This is a genomic window from Leptospira stimsonii (assembly GCF_003545885.1).
GTDB classification, from domain to species: Bacteria; Spirochaetota; Leptospiria; order Leptospirales; family Leptospiraceae; genus Leptospira; species Leptospira stimsonii.
The window spans coordinates 413,068-432,588 of sequence record NZ_QHCT01000004.1 but is presented as its reverse complement, the minus strand read 5'-3'; the positions used below and the strand labels follow the sequence as shown (position 1 = coordinate 432,588).

General features: G+C 40.5%; 22 protein-coding genes. 3 read left to right on the top strand and 19 right to left on the bottom strand.

What is annotated here, in order from left to right; translation table 11 throughout:
* Positions 1 to 550: 550 nt before the first annotated feature.
* The 18 genes from DLM75_RS16600 to DLM75_RS16495 all read right to left on the bottom strand — a co-directional run bounded on the left by DLM75_RS16600 (position 551) and on the right by DLM75_RS16495 (position 16,561).
* The gene (locus DLM75_RS16600; RefSeq protein WP_118969598.1) at positions 551 to 1,126 is read right to left on the bottom strand and encodes a hypothetical protein; all 576 of its coding nucleotides are present in this window, start codon (positions 1,124 to 1,126) and stop codon (positions 551 to 553) included.
* Positions 1,127 to 1,356: 230 nt separating this feature from the next.
* Complete coding sequence (locus tag DLM75_RS16595; protein WP_118969597.1) at positions 1,357 to 2,055, bottom strand: hypothetical protein; 699 nt, start codon at positions 2,053 to 2,055, stop codon at positions 1,357 to 1,359.
* Between the two features lie 215 nt (positions 2,056 to 2,270).
* Positions 2,271 to 3,500 carry an SIR2 family protein gene (locus DLM75_RS16590; RefSeq protein ID WP_118969596.1) on the bottom strand — a complete coding sequence of 410 codons (1,230 nt, stop codon included), beginning with the start codon at positions 3,498 to 3,500 and terminating at the stop codon, positions 2,271 to 2,273.
* Between the two features lie 207 nt (positions 3,501 to 3,707).
* Positions 3,708 to 4,313 (bottom strand): HEPN domain-containing protein, encoded by a 606-nt coding sequence (locus tag DLM75_RS16585; protein ID WP_118969595.1) that lies wholly within the window; start codon positions 4,311 to 4,313, stop codon positions 3,708 to 3,710.
* Entirely contained in the window at positions 4,313 to 5,338 is a 1,026-nt protein-coding gene (locus DLM75_RS16580) for a ParA family protein (protein ID WP_118969594.1), read from the bottom strand. Before DLM75_RS16580 ends, DLM75_RS16585 begins: the two co-directional genes overlap by 1 nt.
* A gap of 266 nt (positions 5,339 to 5,604) precedes the next feature.
* Positions 5,605 to 5,928 (bottom strand): type II toxin-antitoxin system PemK/MazF family toxin, encoded by a 324-nt coding sequence (locus DLM75_RS16575; protein ID WP_118969593.1) that lies wholly within the window; start codon positions 5,926 to 5,928, stop codon positions 5,605 to 5,607.
* Positions 5,922 to 6,170 carry an AbrB/MazE/SpoVT family DNA-binding domain-containing protein gene (locus tag DLM75_RS16570; RefSeq protein ID WP_118969592.1) on the bottom strand — a complete coding sequence of 83 codons (249 nt, stop codon included), beginning with the start codon at positions 6,168 to 6,170 and terminating at the stop codon, positions 5,922 to 5,924. The genes DLM75_RS16575 and DLM75_RS16570 overlap by 7 nt, the downstream gene beginning before the upstream one ends.
* 772 nt (positions 6,171 to 6,942) lie before the next feature.
* Positions 6,943 to 7,608: a DUF4145 domain-containing protein gene (locus DLM75_RS16560; protein WP_118969591.1), complete on the bottom strand. Its 666-nt coding sequence runs from the start codon at positions 7,606 to 7,608 to the stop codon at positions 6,943 to 6,945.
* Between the two features lie 263 nt (positions 7,609 to 7,871).
* The gene (locus DLM75_RS16550; protein WP_118969589.1) at positions 7,872 to 8,201 is read right to left on the bottom strand and encodes a helix-turn-helix domain-containing protein; all 330 of its coding nucleotides are present in this window, start codon (positions 8,199 to 8,201) and stop codon (positions 7,872 to 7,874) included.
* Positions 8,185 to 8,550: a type II toxin-antitoxin system RelE/ParE family toxin gene (locus tag DLM75_RS16545; RefSeq protein ID WP_118969588.1), complete on the bottom strand. Its 366-nt coding sequence runs from the start codon at positions 8,548 to 8,550 to the stop codon at positions 8,185 to 8,187. The genes DLM75_RS16550 and DLM75_RS16545 overlap by 17 nt, the downstream gene beginning before the upstream one ends.
* 1,198 nt (positions 8,551 to 9,748) lie before the next feature.
* The gene (locus DLM75_RS16540; protein ID WP_118969587.1) at positions 9,749 to 10,132 is read right to left on the bottom strand and encodes a PIN domain-containing protein; all 384 of its coding nucleotides are present in this window, start codon (positions 10,130 to 10,132) and stop codon (positions 9,749 to 9,751) included.
* Positions 10,132 to 10,347, bottom strand: coding sequence for a DUF2191 domain-containing protein (locus DLM75_RS16535; RefSeq protein WP_118969643.1), 216 nt, complete (start codon positions 10,345 to 10,347; stop codon positions 10,132 to 10,134). Before DLM75_RS16535 ends, DLM75_RS16540 begins: the two co-directional genes overlap by 1 nt.
* Before the next feature lie 207 nt (positions 10,348 to 10,554).
* Positions 10,555 to 11,589, bottom strand: coding sequence for a tyrosine-type recombinase/integrase (locus tag DLM75_RS16530; RefSeq protein WP_118969586.1), 1,035 nt, complete (start codon positions 11,587 to 11,589; stop codon positions 10,555 to 10,557).
* A gap of 464 nt (positions 11,590 to 12,053) precedes the next feature.
* Positions 12,054 to 13,067 carry a patatin-like phospholipase family protein gene (locus DLM75_RS16525; protein WP_118969585.1) on the bottom strand — a complete coding sequence of 338 codons (1,014 nt, stop codon included), beginning with the start codon at positions 13,065 to 13,067 and terminating at the stop codon, positions 12,054 to 12,056.
* Positions 13,068 to 13,485: 418 nt separating this feature from the next.
* Positions 13,486 to 14,907 carry a high affinity choline transporter 1 gene (locus DLM75_RS16510; protein ID WP_118969582.1) on the bottom strand — a complete coding sequence of 474 codons (1,422 nt, stop codon included), beginning with the start codon at positions 14,905 to 14,907 and terminating at the stop codon, positions 13,486 to 13,488.
* Between the two features lie 177 nt (positions 14,908 to 15,084).
* Complete coding sequence (locus tag DLM75_RS16505; RefSeq protein WP_118969581.1) at positions 15,085 to 15,432, bottom strand: hypothetical protein; 348 nt, start codon at positions 15,430 to 15,432, stop codon at positions 15,085 to 15,087.
* Between the two features lie 58 nt (positions 15,433 to 15,490).
* Positions 15,491 to 15,829, bottom strand: coding sequence for a hypothetical protein (locus DLM75_RS16500; protein WP_118969580.1), 339 nt, complete (start codon positions 15,827 to 15,829; stop codon positions 15,491 to 15,493).
* A 237-nt stretch (positions 15,830 to 16,066) separates the two neighbouring features.
* Entirely contained in the window at positions 16,067 to 16,561 is a 495-nt protein-coding gene (locus DLM75_RS16495; RefSeq protein WP_118969579.1) for a MarR family winged helix-turn-helix transcriptional regulator, read from the bottom strand.
* 77 nt (positions 16,562 to 16,638) lie between these two features.
* Between DLM75_RS16495 and DLM75_RS24290 the strand changes: the two genes are divergently transcribed.
* The gene (locus tag DLM75_RS24290; RefSeq protein ID WP_158586484.1) at positions 16,639 to 16,809 is read left to right on the top strand and encodes a hypothetical protein; all 171 of its coding nucleotides are present in this window, start codon (positions 16,639 to 16,641) and stop codon (positions 16,807 to 16,809) included.
* Positions 16,810 to 17,312: 503 nt separating this feature from the next.
* Here DLM75_RS24290 and DLM75_RS16480 read toward each other — a convergent pair.
* Positions 17,313 to 18,023, bottom strand: coding sequence for a nitroreductase (locus DLM75_RS16480; protein WP_118969576.1), 711 nt, complete (start codon positions 18,021 to 18,023; stop codon positions 17,313 to 17,315).
* A 106-nt stretch (positions 18,024 to 18,129) separates the two neighbouring features.
* Here DLM75_RS16480 and DLM75_RS16475 point away from each other — a divergent pair, with 106 nt between their 5' ends.
* Entirely contained in the window at positions 18,130 to 18,729 is a 600-nt protein-coding gene (locus DLM75_RS16475) for a TetR/AcrR family transcriptional regulator (protein WP_118969575.1), read from the top strand.
* Positions 18,730 to 18,903: 174 nt separating this feature from the next.
* A complete protein-coding gene (locus DLM75_RS16470) occupies positions 18,904 to 19,167 on the top strand; it encodes a metal-sensitive transcriptional regulator (RefSeq protein ID WP_118969574.1) in 264 nt (87 codons plus the stop codon).
* Positions 19,168 to 19,521 lie beyond the last annotated feature (354 nt).

Here is a 19,521-nt window from a genome sequence, read left to right as displayed (position 1 = left end):
ATGGAAGCATAATCGTTTGATAATCGGGTATTGACATAGTTTTCCTTATTATTTGGAGCTTTCGCCTAACGAAAGAGGCTTCTCGACGTTTGCGTTCCTGGAGCGCGATAAACGCGCGAAAGGATTTTAATTCGGTTTGAGTGAGCCTTAGCGAACGTCTTGCAAACCGAATTAAAAAGCAAATGTGCCGAAGGCCAAGCGAGAGTTGCGAAGCAATCTCGAAGCGCCGCGAGAAGCCGAAGTTATGCGCTGAAAACGCATTAAACGAAAAGCCTATATTTTATCTGTGGAATTCGATTAAATTCCCATCCTTTGAAATTTTCAATTTAAGTTCAAAATAGTCCGTGAATTTTTTTAACTCATTTTCCCAATCATCGGAAAAGTTTTTAAAGAATCTAAAATAGGCATTATTCATAATTACAAATTTTCGTTCACATGATCCTTTTTGTTCTGACTTCTTTGACAATAGAGTATAATTCGTGTTCCAATGCACTCCCACTTTTGGAGGCGCCGATGAGCATTTCTTCCACTGCTTTAATGTAATACATACTTAATCCTTCAGATTAACTTGTCGCTCTGATATTGGAAAGCTTTTCCCAATTCCTGAGTTAATATTGATGAAAACATGAAATATTCCTTCGTTCAATTTAGGCTGATAAGCAGAAGTCACTGCATCAGAATTGATAAGCAAAAGCTTATAATCACTTTTTAAAGTCGAATTTTTTAACTTATCCACAGCAGAGCTTTTTTTACCTTGAAAAAAAGAAGGAGCCACATTGAAAGCTTCGCCAATCAGATTTTTAGTACTGTTATTCGCTGTTATATCATGACTATTTTCATTTTCGTTTCCATATTCAATTGTATAAATTTCAAATGGAAATATATTATTGTCGAATATCCATTTAATTCCTTCTAAAATAACAAGATCTGTCATTATCCTATTAGCCGCCTCAAATAATGTTACAGTTGGATAGGGCTCAACATTAATAATTTCCCTTTTCAACAATGTAAGTAGCTCTAATCCCTTCTTTTGTCCAATTGAAGCCCCGATCTCTTTTATCGAATTTTTATAGTTCAAGAGAATATTCTCAATATTGCCTCTAGTTACATTTCTTTCAAAGTTCATTGATATTTTCCAAAGCTGTTTTGCGTTTTTTGCGCATAACGAAAGAGGCTTCTCGACGTTGCGTCTCCGAGCGCTTGTGCGCGACGGAGTTGGCACGAGGTTCGAGGCGCCTTAGCGCCGGCTCGCGAACCAAAGTGACAAAGCAATGTGGCTTTAGCCCGTAGTGAGTCCGAGCGGGAACCGCGAGTGACGAACGAAGCGAGAAGCCGAAGTTAGGCGTAGTTGTGGCTTTAATGAAATTTAATTTTTAGAGAATCATTAAACTCTTCGGTTTTAATAATTCTTGAAATATCCGCAATGTTACCTATATTAAATTTTTCAGCCCCTAAGTTACCATTCTCGAAGTTAATCAAAATTCGATATTCGTTCTGATGTTTAAAAATACTCCTCTTATGAAATCCAAGTCTTTCTTTATTAAAGGTTCCATGAAAATCTTTTTCATCAAAGTATTCGACTAAGCCTAAACTTCCTTGAAGATTGTTGCTCTTAATCGCTGTTTGAACTCTCTTTAAAAATTCCTGAACGTTCGCGACAATAAGCATGTATTTTCCTAAGCCGTAGTTTTTTATATCAAGCTTTAGCGATTGTTCAAATTCGGAGATTTGATTTTCAGAGACTTCCTTCCAATCACCGCTATTTAAAGAATACATACAAAAAGCATGATGATCTAGTAATGAATTTTTCGATACGATAACTGGGGCAGCTATATCTGCCGAGTCGACTTGAAAATCTCCTATAGTTATCGAAATTTTATCTGGTTGAAGATGACTTTCAATCCCTTCATAAGAGTCACCTCTGAATTCTCCGTCAACATTCTCGTAGCTGCTATATACGCGCAGTGTATTCATATACAATACACCGGATTGAAACTCTTCAAGATGCTCCCGCTTATCTTGTATTTTAAAAAGAGAATAAATTATTTTTTTCATTTTTATTTTGCCGCAATTACGCCTAACGAAAGAGGCTTCTCGACGTTGCGTCTCCGAGCGCCTGTGCGCGATGGAGTTGGCACGAGGTTCGAGTGAGCCTTAGCGAACGTCTTGCGAACCGAAGTGACAAAGCAATGTGGCGGAGCCCGGAGTGAGCGCGAGCGGGAACCGTGAGTCGCGAACGCAGTGAGAAGCCGTAGTTAGACGGCGTGGATTTATAGAAAATCTTCTACTAACATATTCAAGTTGTAAATTTGGCACCTATTTCGAGCTATTACAGTTTGATAGTTTTTACTTTCTCCACATATAAGATATAAGACATTCTCTGTCCTGAAGGAAAATTTTCTAATATATCTATTTATATGTTTATCCTGAAATCCGTATCCAATCACTATTAAATTTTTTGATCGCTCCAGTATTTCACTAAATTTGAATAATAGATCTAAAAACAAACTATCGGGATTTAACTTTTCTCTTTGTCCAAAAATTAAACTTGGAATACCAAAGTTACTTTTTGCATCATTAATTTTTATAGTTCGATTTTCTAGTTTTTGCCAGAAGTAGTTTATCGATCCATGTAATTTATAAAATTTATTTATTGATTCGTTATTATAAACAGAAGTAAAGGTTTCATAGCCGTCAATTATTTCGAAACCATCATCCAGACAATAATCCTTTGGTAAAGTTTTCGCAACCTCTTCAATTGTATTATCATAATTTAAAGTAAAAATATGCTTTTTTATTCTATTCTCTATAAGAGGCGATAAATATTGGACTTTATTTACATCTTTGATATTCAAAATTTCTATTAACTTTAAATGCAGTAAGTGGTATAACTCAGCAAATTTTTCCTCTGGCTCATTCCAATTTTCCACTTTTTTTCTGATAAAATTACTAATATCTTCAATTATATATTTCAAATCTGAACTTGCTCTTCCAAAAAGTTCATCAAGATCTCTTTTTTCGTAATCAGGTCCTTTAAGATAATTTATGTTATTTACACTTTTAATTACCTCAGAAAAAGCATCGTGGACAGTATTAAATACATTTTGTATAGGTAGCAATAGGATCTTTTCAATGTCAATTGATTCTATTTTGTTTCCACGATCCAATTTCTCAATATAATTATTCCACGACGAAATAAAAGGCCGAGCTTCTAGATCTTCTCTTTCATAAATCAACTTAATTGCACTAACAACTTCCTCAATATTTGGAATTTCTAAAATACCTTCTCCTCTAATTGATTTTTGATGCATAATGCCAGTAACGACAAATGCATACATTTCCGCTGCCTTCTTTAATGAGGATTTTTGCTTAATTGATTCATACAAATCAGTCGTCAAGCGTTTTGTTCCTGGCATGCCGGCTTTGATAGAAGCGCCTGCACCTAGTAATACTACTAATTCTTGTGAATCAAGTTTCTCTAATAAATCTTGATATTTCATTTTTCATCCATGCCGTCTAACGAAAGAGACTTCTCGACGTTGCGTCCGCAAGCGCCTATGCGCGACGCGGTTGGCACGAGGTTCGAGCGACCTTAGTCGCGTCTCGCGAACCGAAGTGACAAAGCAATGTGGCGAAGCCCGCAGTGAGTCCGAGCGGGAACCGCGAGTGGCGAACGAAGCGAGAAGACGAAGTTATGCGCCGTATTTCTATTTTACAAGATCGTAAATTGCTCTTCCTAATTTTGAAATAAAACTCAAAATATCGTTTATATCTTCCTCAAGGACAGATTGTCTCTGGTAGGAATTATAAGGATAATCACCTTCATGCACAATTTGATTTCTTCTGATAGCCACATTCTTTAAAAAAGTCTTAACGTGATGTGTTGTTTCAGACATTTCTAAACTAATTTTATCCCATTTATGATTCTCAGACCAAATATAGGAAAGACCGTCTGCAATATTCTCAGGCTCTTGGAACGACTTAAAACCATTTGTTATAATTATTTGTTTTTCTATCAAATCTGTCTCGATCAATGGGTTACGCTTAATTTCGTTTGAGATTTCAAGAGGGATATTAAATTTATTGAACTTTTGAGTTGCTGTTCTTCGACTTTGATATATTTCTAACATTCCTCTTAGAATTAAGTCATGAACTAATTTATCTAAGGAAGATAGGCTTTGAACCCATTGCCATCGCAACAAATCTGAATAATCCATTGGAGGCTTAACTATTGAATGAATATAACTATATAGTGAAGTAATATTCTTTGTATTAGATAAATTTTTTTCAAAATTTAAAAAAGCAGTTTTCATTACACACAACTAATAATCGTATTAGCTATTTTTAGAAATATATTATTAAATCTTTCTCTACTAGCAATTAATTGTTCCAATATTGGCCCAGTACTCGAAAGTTGCGCGTCACTAAGACTGAAGACTGGTATTGAATGTTCATGTGATTTCTGTAACAATGCGCCAAATTCAGAAATTTCTGCTAAGCAATGATTATGGATGTCATTAGATTGTAGCTTATCATCATCTACCAACATATTATGATTTCTAAGCTCTGGAACTAATTCCTCTTCAATGGTTTTATTAATTTCAGAAATTCTGTCTTGATATGGACGAGCAGCTTTTCCTTTTCGAAGCGAAAATCTTTGGATGAGATGCCCTATATATTTGATTTCCTTTTCCGGGATAGGATAAGATGCATCTTTGAAAAGTTGACTCGAATTTTTAGCCCATTGCTTCCATCTAGGCAATATAGATTTTAAGGTTCGTATCGCCATGATCGAAAACGGATCAGGATTTGTTGGAATAATAAAACCATCGGCAGACATTACGAAGGCTTGATTTAATGAGCTTAGACCGGGATTCATATCAATGAATACATAGTCAACATTGTACTTCGCGCAGGTTAATTTGATTAGTTCTTCGAAAGCACCTGGCAAATTCTGCAAGGTTGTTATCGCATTATTGCTATTCATCGCCAGGCTAAGCGACGGATCGTATTCGGATAAATTAGGATGTCCTGGAATTAAAAAAAGATTTGAATTGGCCGGAGGAGTTACACAATCTATAGAGGAGATAGGCTTCGGCTTCCCTTCAAATGCAACCTTCACCGCATCTTTAATATTATTGAATTTTGTTCGCTCGTCTTCATAAAACTCTTCGAAATTATCTCCAATGATAAGGCTAGATAAATTACATTGTGGATCTCCGTCAACGAGCAAGACCTTTTTATTTAGATCCGTTAATTTCCATGCAATGTTGTAAGTTGAAGTTGTCTTACTAACGCCACCTTTATGGTTAAACAGAACAATAGTTTTTGTAGACATTTACTTAATTACCTTAAATTATTTATTAATAAGAGACTTTATTGAAATATGGCGCATAACGAAAGAGGCTTCTCGACGATTGCGTTTCTGGAGCGCGCTAAACGCGTGGAAGAATTGGCGCGAGGCTTGAGTGAGCCTTAGCGAACGATCACAAGCCGAGTGACAAAGCAAATGTGCCGAAGGCCAAGCGAGGGTTGCGATAGCAATCCCGAAGCGCCGCGAGAAGCCGAAGTTAGACGACGGTTTTTATCAAGTTGATTGGAATGCTAATCAACTAACATTTCCTTTATAATCAGTTTCATTTTATTAACTGTTTTGGGATCTATTTTTCCTAACTTTTTTACCAGACGCGTTTTATCTACAGTTCGAATTTGATCTAGCACCACCCAACCTTTCTTTCCTTGAAATGTCAGTTCAACTCTTGTTGGATAAGATCGTGATTTAGTAGTCATTGGTGCAATAATTATTGTGCCAATAGCCTTGTTCATTTCATTAGGCGAAACTATTACACAAGGTCTTGATTTCTTTATCTCGTGTCCGACCGTTGGATCCAAATTTATTAAATATACTTCGTATTGAGAAATCACCACTCCCAATCCTTGTCTGATAGATCTATTGAATCAGGAATGAGTAATTTATCATCTTTATTAGATGACATTGTCTTGAATTGTTTTTCCCAACCTTCTCTCGGTTTCGATTTTAGAGGTACAATAATTAGTTTATTATTATCGATTAGTAAATCTACTTCTTCTTCAATATGACATTCTTCTAAAACTGCCTTAGGAATCCGAATACCTTTCGAATTTCCAATTTTTACAACTGAAGCTTTCATAGTAATTACTATGTAATTACATTAAAATTTGTCAATCAAAAAGAGGCTCTCCTTTCGACATAAATAAAAGCCAAAATCATCGACTTGGGCTTGGATCTAAAGACATTCCTTACAAAAGGACATTTAAAAACTGTCGTCTAACGACAGAAGCTTGCCGACGTCGCGTCCCCGAGCGCTTCTGCGCGACAGGGTCGCGAACTTCTACTTCTGCAAATCTCTTCTTTTACTACTTAGTTAAGTTCGCGAAGCGATGTGTCGAAGACCGAAGTGAGTCCCGAACGGATTCCGTGAGTGGCGAACGAAGCGGCAAGCTTTAGTTAGCCGCTGTTTGCCCAATCAATATCAAATTGCATCGCGGGGACTGCTGGGGGCTCAAGAAACATTGATTACGGAAATAGTAACTTTTGAACTTTAAAGTTTTTCCTGGAAGGAAAGACCAACACAGAAAAACCCTAACACTTCTTTCTTAATTTCCGGATTAGAATCAAGTGAGTATAGTAGAGAAGAACAAATCCGGAATTTCCCCTTGCCCCGCTTCGTCCCCGCGCCTTTTACCGTCATCCCCGGGCAAATGGCGGCTAACGAAAGAGGCTTCTCGACGTTGCGTCTCCGAGCGCTTGTGCGCGATGGAGTTGGCACGAGGTTCGAGCGACCTTAGTCGCGTCCCGCGAACCGAAGTGACAAAGCAATGTGCCGAAGGCCGGAGTGAGCGCGAGCGGGAACCGTGAGTCGCGAACGCAGTGAGAAGCCGCAGTTAGGCGAAGTTCTGCTCTTATTTCATCTCCGGCTTTCCCATATCAGAAAGTTTCTTATTTAATTCTGTTCTTTTAGTAGCCAATTTAGAAGGTTGAATAAAATAAAAGTCAAATAACGTTTCTAATACTTCAATACTCCATTCTGCCTCGCCGATTTCCACATCAACAATTTCACCGCTGCTAATACTCTTCTTCGGATGAGCTGCATAATTTCCAATGTTTCGAATTGCATCAATACTATTTGCGATATACGTTGGCAAGCTTCCTGATGAAATAATTTTGCTAATCTCATCATCCAATGATTTTCCTTTTATTTGCGCATAGTTGTGAAGTAGATTTTGCAAGCAACGTCTGCTAAGTGCGGCGCTCGCTTTGGGACTAACATTTAAAACATTGCAAGCTTCTTGATAGTCATTCAAAAGGCTTAACGGAATTAATTCAGAAGGTAAATAATTCCTTGAAACGGTTCGAGGATAAATTAATTCTTTAAACTTTACTTCCTTTATAGACCAGCCGCCAGAATGTCCGTAAATTTTACCACATAATATATAAATGACGATCTTTTTGCATTCTTCGTTTGGGCAAACAAAGCTCTGAAAAATCCAATCTCCTTTGATATCTGTATCAATACGTTCTTCGTTTATTTCTGGCGTTGTTTGATGTAAACAGTGAGGACATTGCATAAGTTACCTTGAAAAGAAATTTTGCAGAATTTCGTCTAACGACAGAGGCTTCTCGACGTTGCGTCCGCAAGCGCTTGTGCGCGACGCGGTTGGAACGAGGTTCGAGCGCCCTTAGGCGCGTCTCGCGAACCGAAGTGACAAAGCAATGTGGCTTTAGCCCGTAGTGAGTCCGAGCGGGACCGCGAGTGACGAACGAAGCGAGAAGCCGAAGTTAGGCGATGTTTTTGCCGAAGCACAAACAAATTACGCCAAGGATGGCGTTTTTAGTTTTTAATTCCTAAAATATTTAATGCTTTAGAATTGTTTTTAAGAATGAACAACATTCTCTGAGCTGGACCTTGCGGAATGTTTTTTCCCGATTCCCAAGCTTCAATTGTTTTAGCAGAGACACCTAATGCTTGAGCGAAAGTATTTTGAGTAAGATGTAAATTGGTCCTGATATTTCTAATTTCTTTACCTTTAAATGTTGGTAATTTCAGAATCTCAATAATCTGCTCTTTTACACCAGGAACTTTTTTGCCTTTTGTGTATTCAATTGCTTCATTAAGTCCTTTAGAAAGACTATTAAATAGTTTGCTACTTTCTTTTTTCATGTCGTTCTCTCTTCGATTGAATTAATTCTTTTAGAGAAGTTACTAAATCCGCTAAGATCGTAAGTTCTTTCTTTGAAAGATTTTCTTTATCGTTCTTTTCAAGAAGTGTTATTAAGAATAATACTGAGAATTCTTCAATATCTAAATAAAAGACTCGAATTCCACCACTCTTACCGATTCCTTTCTTTTTCCATCGTATCTTTCTGATTCCGTTAGAACCTTTAATTACTGGACCGTATTTTGGATTTTCTAAAAGAAACTCTTGAAGTTCCTTTAACTCTTTATCTTCAAGTCCGGCTTTCTTCCAAAATAGATCGAAATCTGGAAGGTGAATGAATATTCTCTTCAATAAATCAATTAACCCTATTTAATAGGGTATTGTCAATCTCTAAATCCTTACAAAATCTCGGTTTAAATCGCCGCATGGACGCGGCGAAAGTAATCGGAGAAGCCTTGGCAAAAATGTTCGCCTAACGACAGAAGCTTGCCGACGTCGCGTCCCCGGAGCGCCTTTGCGCGAAAGGGTCGCGAACTTCTATTTCTGAAGATCCTTTCTATTACTACTTAGCCAAGTTCGCGAAGCGATGTGTCGAAGACCGAAGTGAGTCCCGAACGGGAACCGTGAGTGGCGAACGAAGCGGCAAGCTTTAGTTAGCCGCTGTTTGCCCAATCAATATCAAATTGCATCGCGGGGACTGCTGGGGGCCCAAGAAACATTGATTACAGAAATAGTAACTTTTAAACTTTAAAGTTTTTCCTGGAAGGAAAGACCAATACAGAAAAGCAATAACACTTCTTTCTTAATTTCTGGATTAGAATCAAATTAGTCTAGTAGAGAAGAACAAATCCGGAATTTCCCCTTGCCCCGCTTCGTCCCCGCGCCTTTTTCCGTCATCTCCCGGGCAAATGGCGGCTAACGACAGAAGCTTGCCGACGTCGCGTCCCCGAGCGCTTCTGCGCGACAGGGTCGCGAACTTCTATTTCTGAAAATCTCTTCTATTTCTAATTAGCCAAGTTCGCGAAGCGATGTGTCGAAGACCGAAGTGAGTCCCGAACGGGAACCGTGAGTGGCGAACGAAGCGGCAAGCTTTAGTTAGCCGCTGTTTGCCCAATCAATATCAAATTGCATCGCGGGGACTGCTGGGGGCTCAAGAAACATTGATTACAGAAATAGTAACTTTTGAACTTTAAAGTTTTTCCTGGAAGGAAAGACCAACACAGAAAAACCCTAACACTTCTTTCTTAATTTCCGGATTAGAATCAAGTGAGTATAGTAGAGAAGAACAAATCCGGAATTTCCCCTTGCCCCGCTTCGTCCCCGCGCCTTTTACCGTCATCCCCGGGCAAATGGCGGCTAACGAAAGAGGCTTCTCGACGTTCGCGTTCCCGAAGCGCTTGTCGCGAAGGGATTGACGGAGGCTTGAGCGAACCTTAGTGAGCGATTACAAGCCGAACGTCAAAGCGAATGTGCCGAAGGCCGGAGTGAGCGCGAGCGGGAACCGTGAGTCGCGAACGCAGTGAGAAGCCGAAGTTATGCGAAGTGCCTGCTATTGTTTCGACTGATAAATCTTTTCAGGATTTAAAACTTTTAATATTTTCTTATCCAAGGTCCAAAGTTTCAGGTTTCTTTTCGTTGCTTCATTAATTATTACTGAATCAATTAGACCAACGCCTTTATCCTTTAACTTCTGTTCGTAGGATAGTTTACCTGCTTCAAGAAAACTATTCTCTGATGTTAAAGTATTTAAATTTTCCCAATAGTCTAATATAAATGAAATCTCTGATTTACTTTTACAACCTTGCAGAAGTTCTCCAAAGATTACTTCATGGACAATAACTTCAGAAGATTCTATTAAATCTCTTAGTTCGCTAAAATATGGTTCATTTCTTTTGAAAAACTCGATCCAGATTGAAGTATCAACTAATACCATTATCTATCTCGATTTAGATTTCGTATATTTTCACTGCTAAATCCTTTCTGAAAAGCTAATGGTGATTTATCTAATTTCTGATTTAACTTCTTAATTTTTGCCTGCTTTAACCATTCAGAAAGTGCCTTTTGTAGCGAATCTGTAATATTCTTCCCGCCAGAATATTTCTGAATTTCAGCTATCAAATCATCGGGCAAAATCGCTGTAACTTTCATACGATCTATGATACGATATACTTTCGTATTTTGCCAGCCTTTTTTATCATTCTCTCCGATTTCTTTATCTCTCAAAACTTAATTCTAAAATCAAGTTTTGCAGGCATTTCGCATAACTCAAACTATCTGAGTGTAAAATAGAAATTGCACTGGCGAATTTCGTATAAACGCCGAAAACCCCAGGATAGGCGACGGGCGTATAAACGCCTAATTCTTTTTGAGGTTTAGGAGATCGAGGGGACTTGCCACTTCGGTAAGACGGACTTGGCTGACCTGAGTATAGATCTCTGTTGTTCGAACGCTCTTGTGGCCCAAGAGAAATTGGATGTGTTTGATGTTTGTACCTGCCTCCAGGAGATGGGTTGCGAAGGCATGTCGAAGGCTATGGATGCTCACCGACTTCTTGATTTCCGCCTTCTTTTTCGCCATCTCGAAGATCTTTTCCGCGGTCCGGATATGGATCGGCTTGGAAGGATCTTGTCCTGGAAACACCCATTCTTCGTAAGGATTTGCTTTTCGAAATTCTCTCCAGAGAGAGGCGCAAGCCTGAGAGAGCATCGTAAAACGGTCCTTCTTTCCTTTTCCCTCGCGAATCTTCAAACTATTCCTCGTTTCGTCTATGTCTTCCGGTTTCAGTTTCACGAGTTCGCTCACTCTCAGACCGCTCGCGTAGCAAAAAGAAAGAAGAAGTCTGTGTTTTGGATTCGGGAGCGCGGAAAGAATATTAGAAACTTCTAAAGGAGAAAGAATATTCGGAAGTTTTTGTTCTCTCTTCGGCCTCGGAAGATTCTTAAACCAAGGTTTCCCCAAGAAAATTCCGAAGTAAGAATTCAGAGCCTGGATTCTTAAAGAAATGCTTGTGGCGCTCAAACGTTTTTCCAAAAAAGAGACTTCCAAAAACTTCAGGACGTCCTTCTTTTCGATTTCCTTCGGATTCTTTCCTGACCATTTCAAAAGAGAGAGAACATTCGAATAATAAGATCGAATCGTCCTCCGCGATGCGTTCTTCATCCGCAAAGACGTGATCCAACCTCTAAGTTCCAATTCTCCCCTGAGAACGACTTGGGAAGAATCTAACCTCTGGAAAACCTCTAAGGTCGCTTCCGAAAAGGGAAGAACCCAATGCTTCTTTAAAGGATCCCATTTTGCCTTGGGGAGCCTCCTCACGAACTCATACGCTTTGGAATCGTAGGGGAATCGAACTAAAAGAAACCTTCCCTTCTTTTCTAAAAAGAAATGCATGAGGGAAGGATTGAAGACTACTAAATATTTGTATAGTTAAAAATGGAAAGGGAAGAATTCCAAAATGCGTAGCTTCGCCCCATAAGTCACAAATGTTTGAAAAAAATAGAACGAGGTAGTATACGGTCAAGGAGATTCTGACACATTCTGCGATCTTTGATTTTCTTTTTTCACAACTTCATTATTTTGTAATTTTGTTTTTCTTCTTTACGCAGATTCCTCCAAAAAATGCCTTTCTTTTCGGGAAAGAAGAGATGTTTCTTCACATTCTTTCGAAGTCGCCTAACGTAGAAATCGTCCTCCTTTGCGGAAGAGCGTTTTTGAAGAATGGATTCTTCACTTTTTTTGGAAGTTGTTTTTTTGGTTTCTTCTCTTGGAGGGAAGAACAAAAGAACGAGAGTTTTAGAAAGGGGAAAGGGGCCTAAGGGGAATCCATTTTTTCAAAGGAATCCTCTTTTTGGGGACTAAGAATTTGTTTTTGATTTGAGCGAGGAAACGGCTTTGGCCCAGTCTCTCTTGAGATATTCGAAAATTCTTTCTTTCTGGAGACGGGCGTCCTGTTTTCCCAGCTCGTACGCTCCTCGGACACCGATCGGATCCGTATAGTCGAAGGAAGTGATCGGCAGAGGTTCGGAAGGTGTTTGTAAAAAACATCTCTCCAAAAGTTTCGGGTCTTTTCCCACGATCGTCGTCGGTTCGTAGTAGATTCCGATCGTCTTACTGTCGGGTGGAAACGTCTCTAAAAGGAGATTGTTCGTGAGACCTCCGTCGAAGTAATATTCTTTTCCGTGACTCTGAACGGAAACCACGGGAGGAACCGAAGAAGAATTAAGAATGATCTGTTCGACGGTTTCGGGATCGTTGAAATCTTTTTCCGTAAATAAGACTTCTTTCATATTCCAGTTTCTAAGAACCCTCTGCATCCTTTCCGTGTTGAGTCCCCGCGCGCGATCTCTCTCGTCTTCTAAAAATGCTTTCGCCGTTTCCGCGATCAGTCTCGCGAGGCGGAATTTATTTTTGAAAGAATCCGTCTTAGGAATGGCGCGTAACGTATGAATGAAAACTTTCGTCCCGGATTTTATGATTTTTTCGAAATCCATTCCAAAACGGATCGTCTTTCGATACATTTCTTCGTGAGGAAATGCCCGTTCGCCTTTAAAGAGACGGCTTAGATAAAAGTTCTGAGGATTTTTTCTTACGATGTTTTCGAAAAAGGCCACACATTCTTCTTCTCCGTCGCAGATCAAACAGAGAACCATCGCCGCCCCTGCAGAAACTCCGGAGACTTCTCTGAATTTTAATCCCCAGGATTTTAATTCATGTCCAAAACCCAATCCGTAAAACGCCTTACATCCACCCCCGGCAATCGCAAAACTGATTTCGTTTTCCATCCAGAGACCTTGAAAGGCTTCTCCCAGTTTTGTCTGGGATTCCTGTCTTCTCGCAAACGCAATGGAATCGTCTAAAACGGGTGGCATTGAATTCTCCGAAAATACATTTTGACCATAGTTTGACGGGGAACTCCTACGCGAAAAGAAATTATTGGAGAATTTTTTTCTTTCCTTCTTTCTAAACCTGCGATCCTCAACGAAGGATAAAAAGAAGAATGGAACCCAAGAGAAGCCACTTTTTCTTTTTGTTCGACCCTCCTTTCGAGTGAGAATCTTCTCGTTGTTCCGACGGCTTTTTTGTGAAAGGCACGCCCCACCCTGATCTTGGGTGGAGGTGGAGAGGCGGCGGGAAAAACTCCGGAAGATTTCCCTTATCACAGATTGGGTTTCTTTTCAAGGAAGATTTTTCGAAACATTCTGTAGGAACTCCTACAAAACTTTTTTTGGGAAATCGTCTCGATTTGAAAAAGGGTTCCGACCTTCAGAGAATTCCGTAGAGTAGCTCCTACATTTCCCCTTTCGATTCTTTCTCTAAGCTTCCCTGGACTGAAAAGCCAAGACCCCTTCTTTCTAAAAAATCTCCTGCAAGAAGGGCAAACCAGCTTGCGATCAGTCCAGGAATCGACGCAGGAATTTCAAAAGAACCGAGATTCCAAAAAAGCCATACGATAAACCCGCAGATCATCGAAGCGACTGCTCCCGTTCCCGTGGAACGTTTCCAAAAAAGTCCGGCGACTAAGGGGACAAAAAGGGAAACCAAACTTAACGCTGATGCTTGGGAAACGAGTTCGTAGATATTACTCTTTGTAACCGCCATCGACAAAGAAACCAAGGTGATCACAACAACAGAAATTCTTAATATTCTTAAAAGATATTTTTCGGAAGGATTTTTTAAGAAGGGACGAACAACGTTCTCACCCAAAACGGAAGCCGGAGCCAGAATCGCACCGCTCGCCGTGCTCATCACCGCGGAGAGAAGCGCGCCGAAAAAGAGAATTTGCGTAAACAATCCCGTATGAGTCAGAACCGTTTTTGGAAGAATCATCTGAGCGTCCGCGGCGCCGATCTCCGGATAAACTTTTCTCGCACATAGAACAGCGAGTAACGGAAGTAAGGCGACGCTCAGATAGAAAAAGGAAGCCAAAAGGGAAGAATAAACCGCAACCTTTTCCGATTTCGAAGCCATCACTCTCTGAAAGATATCTTGTTGAGGAATCGATCCCAGCCCGATCGTCATCCAAGCGGCGATATAAATTAAAATACTTTTCGCATCCATCTCTGGAACAAATCGAAAGAACCCTGGTTTCGTGGAACCTAAAACGACTCCGATCCCTCCCGCTTTCTCGCTCAGATCCCAGACTAAATAAGCAAGTCCTAATACAATTAGAATCGTCTGCAGAAAGTCCGTAAGCGAAATCGCCCACATCCCTCCGATCGTCGTGTAGACCAAAACCACGCCCGCTCCTAGAAAAATTCCCGTGGAAACCGGAAGATCAGTCAAGGAGTGAAGAATGATTCCCAACGCGACGAACTGAGCGGCGATCCAACCGAAATAGGAAGGAATCATAAAAATGCTCGAAACGACTTCTGCCCTCCTTCCAAAACGATTCTTATAAAAATCGCCGAAGGTAAGAATGTTCATCCGATAGAGAGGTCTGGCGAAAAAAAGTCCTACCAAAAAAAGACAGAGGGCCGCGCCGAACGGATCTTCGATGACTCCTAAAACTCCTTCGTCTATAAATCTTGAAGAAGCGCCAAGCAAGGTCTCCGAACCGAACCAAGTCGCAAACAAAGCGGAAGAAGCTAAAAAAAGGGGAAGTCTTCTTCCTGCGAGAACATAGTCTTTTGAATCGCTTACAAAACGAGACGCGATCGCTCCGATCAAAATCGTTGCGACGAGATAGAGGATCACCGAAATTCCAAGCAATGAATTAATTACCTTCTCTTTTATTCTTTATTATTTTTCTCTCAGAAAGGCAATTCAAAAGCGATGGATTTTCTTAACGGTTCCGTTTTATTCTTCTTAGCTCCTTTCTCTCGATCTTCCCGACTTCGTTTTAAAATCGAGGATGAAGAATGGGTTGTTTATTTTTTTTGTTTTAACTCAATTGTGTCCGTGAGCTTTTTTACAAAGATCGGCGAGTTGGGAGTGATTTAGATTTCCAAAGTGTTCTAAATTTCCGGGAGAATCGCGAACCCATTTGTCGTAATGACCTTCATCGCTTCGAGAAAGATTGATAAGACATTCGTACGCCGGAAGCGTCCCTCTGAGATCTTTCATTTTTTTAGAAAGCGCGTCCGCGCCTTCCTTTGAATTTTCGAATGTGTATTCGAATCTTTCTTCCATCCGAGAATTGATTCGATTCGCTTCGATCTGTTCTCCGATCAACTTGAGTTCCGATTCGGAAAGAATGAGAATCGTAAAAATAAATATCGATTTGCTTAAGACCATCTTATCCTTTCCAACCCGGAAAAGAAATTTTTTTGATCCCGTTTTTTAAGATTGAGAATTATTTATTTTTTAGAGACGCCTTTTTACAGAGATCGGCTAACGCTCCATGAGTCAGACCTTCGGTTTCACCCAAATTCTTAGGAGAATTCGGAACGGGTTTTCCGTAAAATCCACCCTCCTCTTTGGAAAGATTGATGATACAATCCCTGGAAGGTTCGTTTCCTTTTAACTCCGACATTTTGTTTTCAATCAAAGAAAAACCTCCCTTCGTATTTTCAAAAAGAAACTCGGATTTACCGTAGGAAACTCCCGTTCGAGCGTTGATTCTTTCACTGATCAACTTGAGTTCTAAAGGAGAGAGAATCAGAAGCGTGAAGATGATTAAAATTTCGGACATGAAATTCTCCTAAAACCTCGGATCAAAATTCACCTTGAAAAGAGGAAATAAATTTTCATTGAAATGATCCGAATGAAAGGATTCGTCCAGACAAAAAAACTTCTCTCGCGAAACCCTATGAATTTTACGAACGCGATTCTAAAATTCTTAAATGGAATTCCGGAACCGTCCTTCCGAAAAACGTAAAAAAGACTCAAAGTTCTTTCGCTCGCGAACCGGGAGAAAGGAATGGAACGATCATTCTTCCTTGGATTGGGAAGAATTACGAAGATGAGTCGCTTCTTGAATGAGTATTTTGGTTGCCTCTTCTTGAAAACGAATGAGCAATTTCAATTCTTCTTCTTTGTAGTTTTGAAAAAGATTCATCATCGCGTTCCCCATCGGGGAATAAATCTTTCCCGCGTCTTCGATCGCCTCCGGTATCAAATCAACAACTACCTTTCTTCGATCGTTCGGATCAGCACTTCGACGAACGATTCCCGCCTTCTCCAAACGATCGATAACCGACGTAACGGCTCCGGTCGTCAAACCGAGGGATTCCGCTATCTTACCGGCAGTGATCGGACCACCTTCCAGGAGAGGGAGTGTTTTCATATCCGTCGCATTGAGCCCGAATTTTTCGGCGGCGGCCTGATGATAGAGAACGGTCGCATTGCTAGAATGATGGCAAACCAGTGAAAGTTTCTGTAGGAGCTCCTCGCGAGAAGAATTTTGCAGATTATCAGTTGACATATTTAGTTAGATTGATTAAGATACTTAATCGTTCTTACGATTTAGAAAAAGAAATAAAAGACATAAGGAGCTTTCTCATGAATTTACAAAGCAAAGAAATCGAAGATTCCGTCAAGCTTTCGCTCGGAAAGTGGTATAGCTGGGACACCCCGACGGGACTGAGCATAGCGCTCCTCTCGTTCGGAGTTTTTCTGGTCCTTCTAACCGTAGTCGGATACATCGGTCGTTCTATCACGCTTCTTCATTGAGCAAGCGGATCGAAAAATTCAAATTCTCCGGTTCAAAAACATTCTTGCTTCAAACTTGCAAAATTTCCTCCGAGAAATAAGAGTTTTCGGAGGAATCGGAATCACAGCGACGAGTTCCACATCGAGAAACGATCGACCAAAAAAAGAAGATCGAAATCCTAAGATTCCTCCGTCGGAACTCCGACATCCCCGTCGAAGTCGCGCACCCCACCCTGCGGCGCGATCCGTAGAGAGTGCCGCGCTGAGTTTTGGGTGGAGGAGGAAGGTGGCGGGAAAATCTCCGGCTGACATTCCACTATCAGAAAATTCTTCTTTTTGCAAGCTAAAACGGTTCCTAAGCTTGGTCGGAACTCCTACAAAAACTCCCCGAATTGGCTCACTCGAAGAACTTCGCAAAAATTTCTTTCCCTTGCCCCAACAAGATAAATTAGTTATTTAGTTTATTATAATTTACTTTTTTACTTTCCGGACCACTCATTCTTACCAAAGAGAAAAACGTTCCTTCAGTAAAACTTGAGGAGTTCTCCCGAAGCTTCTCTGGGAGTATGGAATCGATTGAGATTGGAATCAGCCTTTGGATAACCGAGACTCAAACCGCAAACAACTTTCTCCGATTCGGAAAGATTCAACTCCGATCTCACCACTTCCGGAAACGCGGATAATGCCGCCTGCGGAACGGACCCTAAGCCGTAACCTCGCGCGAGCAACATCAAGGTATTGAGATAACATCCGATATCAAGCGCGATATAAAAATTCAAATCAAACTCGGTTGTGATAAACACCGCAGTCGGCGCTCCGAAGAATTCGAAATTCCGAAGCATAAAATGATCCCTCGCATCCTTATCCTTTCGCTCGATTCCGGCGACTCCATAGATCTTCATTCCAAGATCGAACATTCTTTTCTTTGCATTCGCCGGAAAAGAAGCCGGCCAGATCGTATCGGGAACCGGTTCTCCCTTCTTTGCCCTTTCGACGAGAAGCTTCGCCATCGTTTCTCTTCTCGCTCCGCTTACGACATGAACCTTCCAAGGTTGACTATTCTTCCAGCTCGGCGCTCGGAGCGATTTCTGAAACAAGTCTTGCAAGATACCCTCTTCGATCGGTTTTGATTCGTAATCTCGAATGCTATGTCGAGTGAGTACGGCCTCTTCCACGCTCTTTGCCACCCCGGCGACGTTTAAAAAATCGGTTTCTCTGGTTTCATTTGATGACATAAAAACTCCAAATTGGACTTGCCTTATCCGAATTCCTCCGATTCAATGAAAGAAAGAAGAGCGGAACAGACAAGTCTGTCTACTATTTCAACAAAGGGAATGAAGAATGTCAAGTAGAGAATCCGGCCCAAAATCAAGAATTTTAGAGACCGCAGTTCGACTCTTTCAATCACAAGGTTATGGAAATACCGGAATCAATCAAATCATCCAAGAATCGAAAACGGCAAAGGCGAGTTTCTACGATCACTTCCCATCCAAAGACGATTTAGGTCGCGCCTACATCGAATTCTATGGAGAAGAACAACTTGTCCTTTTGGAAAAATTAAAATCAAGATCCTCCGATCCTCAAGAATTCATTCGCGCTTGGACTCAAATCTTAAGAAGACAAACACGAAACAGTAGCTTCGCCGGTTGTCCAATGGCGAACACAGTTGCACAGATTGCCTCCACGTCCCACTCCATTTCGGAAGAGGCAAAAAGAGTGTCCCTAAAAACGATCGAAATCCTAACTTCTTATTTGGGAGAATGGCAAAAGAAAGGTTTGATCTCGATGAATACCGATCCGAAACTTCTCGCAAGAAGGGTCTTCGCCTGTTACGAAGGCGTTCTTCATACATGGAAACTTACCGGAAAAATTTCGGCGTTAGACGACCTTCCCGTACTCGTAGATGCGATTTTCCATTCTCCCTCCTCCAAATCTCTTTGAAATAGAAACTCGGGGATTTTAAGAATTTCGAATTCTTCCTCATCTCCATTTTTAATTCTTTTGAACGTTCCTTTCTTGTAATCCGTTTCTTATAAGCCGCGCGCGGCGGGTCAGAAGACTACTAAGGTGGAGAATTTCAATTGACGCCCTATATACCCCGTATGGTATTTGGCTATGACGAATCAAAACGACACCAAACTTCTGATCAATCGAATCCACAGGATCAAAGGACAACTCGACGCAGTGGAAAAAGGGCTTCTTAACGATTCGATGGACTGCGAAAAAACTCTCCTCCTATTAAAGGCCGCGAGCCAAGCGATCAAAAAATTCGGTGAAGCATACGTGCAGGAATATATGGATCGTTGTCTAACGGAGAATAAGAAAAAGCCGAATATGGAAAACATTCGAACTGCGATCAAAGCCGCTTTTTTCCTTTGATCAAAAAATTCTTCTCTAAACCGATTCGAAAGGCTCTTTTGAGGCTTCTATAGACTTCTACCTATCCTAAGTTTCGATTTTAAATTCCTGGATCCGCTCGTTTCAATCGATTCCTCATCCTTTTTCTTCGAGGTTTGTTGGAGAAGATGTAGAATAAGGCCTCAACGAAAGCCTCTACTACTGTATCCCCCATCAGGTTCGATTTCTGTGCACAACTCGAGTCAAATACCGAATCCATTCCCCTCTTCCCTCAAAAGCTCTAATTCTTAAATTTTAGAATTAAAATATCTCTTTTCAAAAACATATACCCCTGTGGGTATGTCAATTAGTATATACCCCACAGGGTATATACTA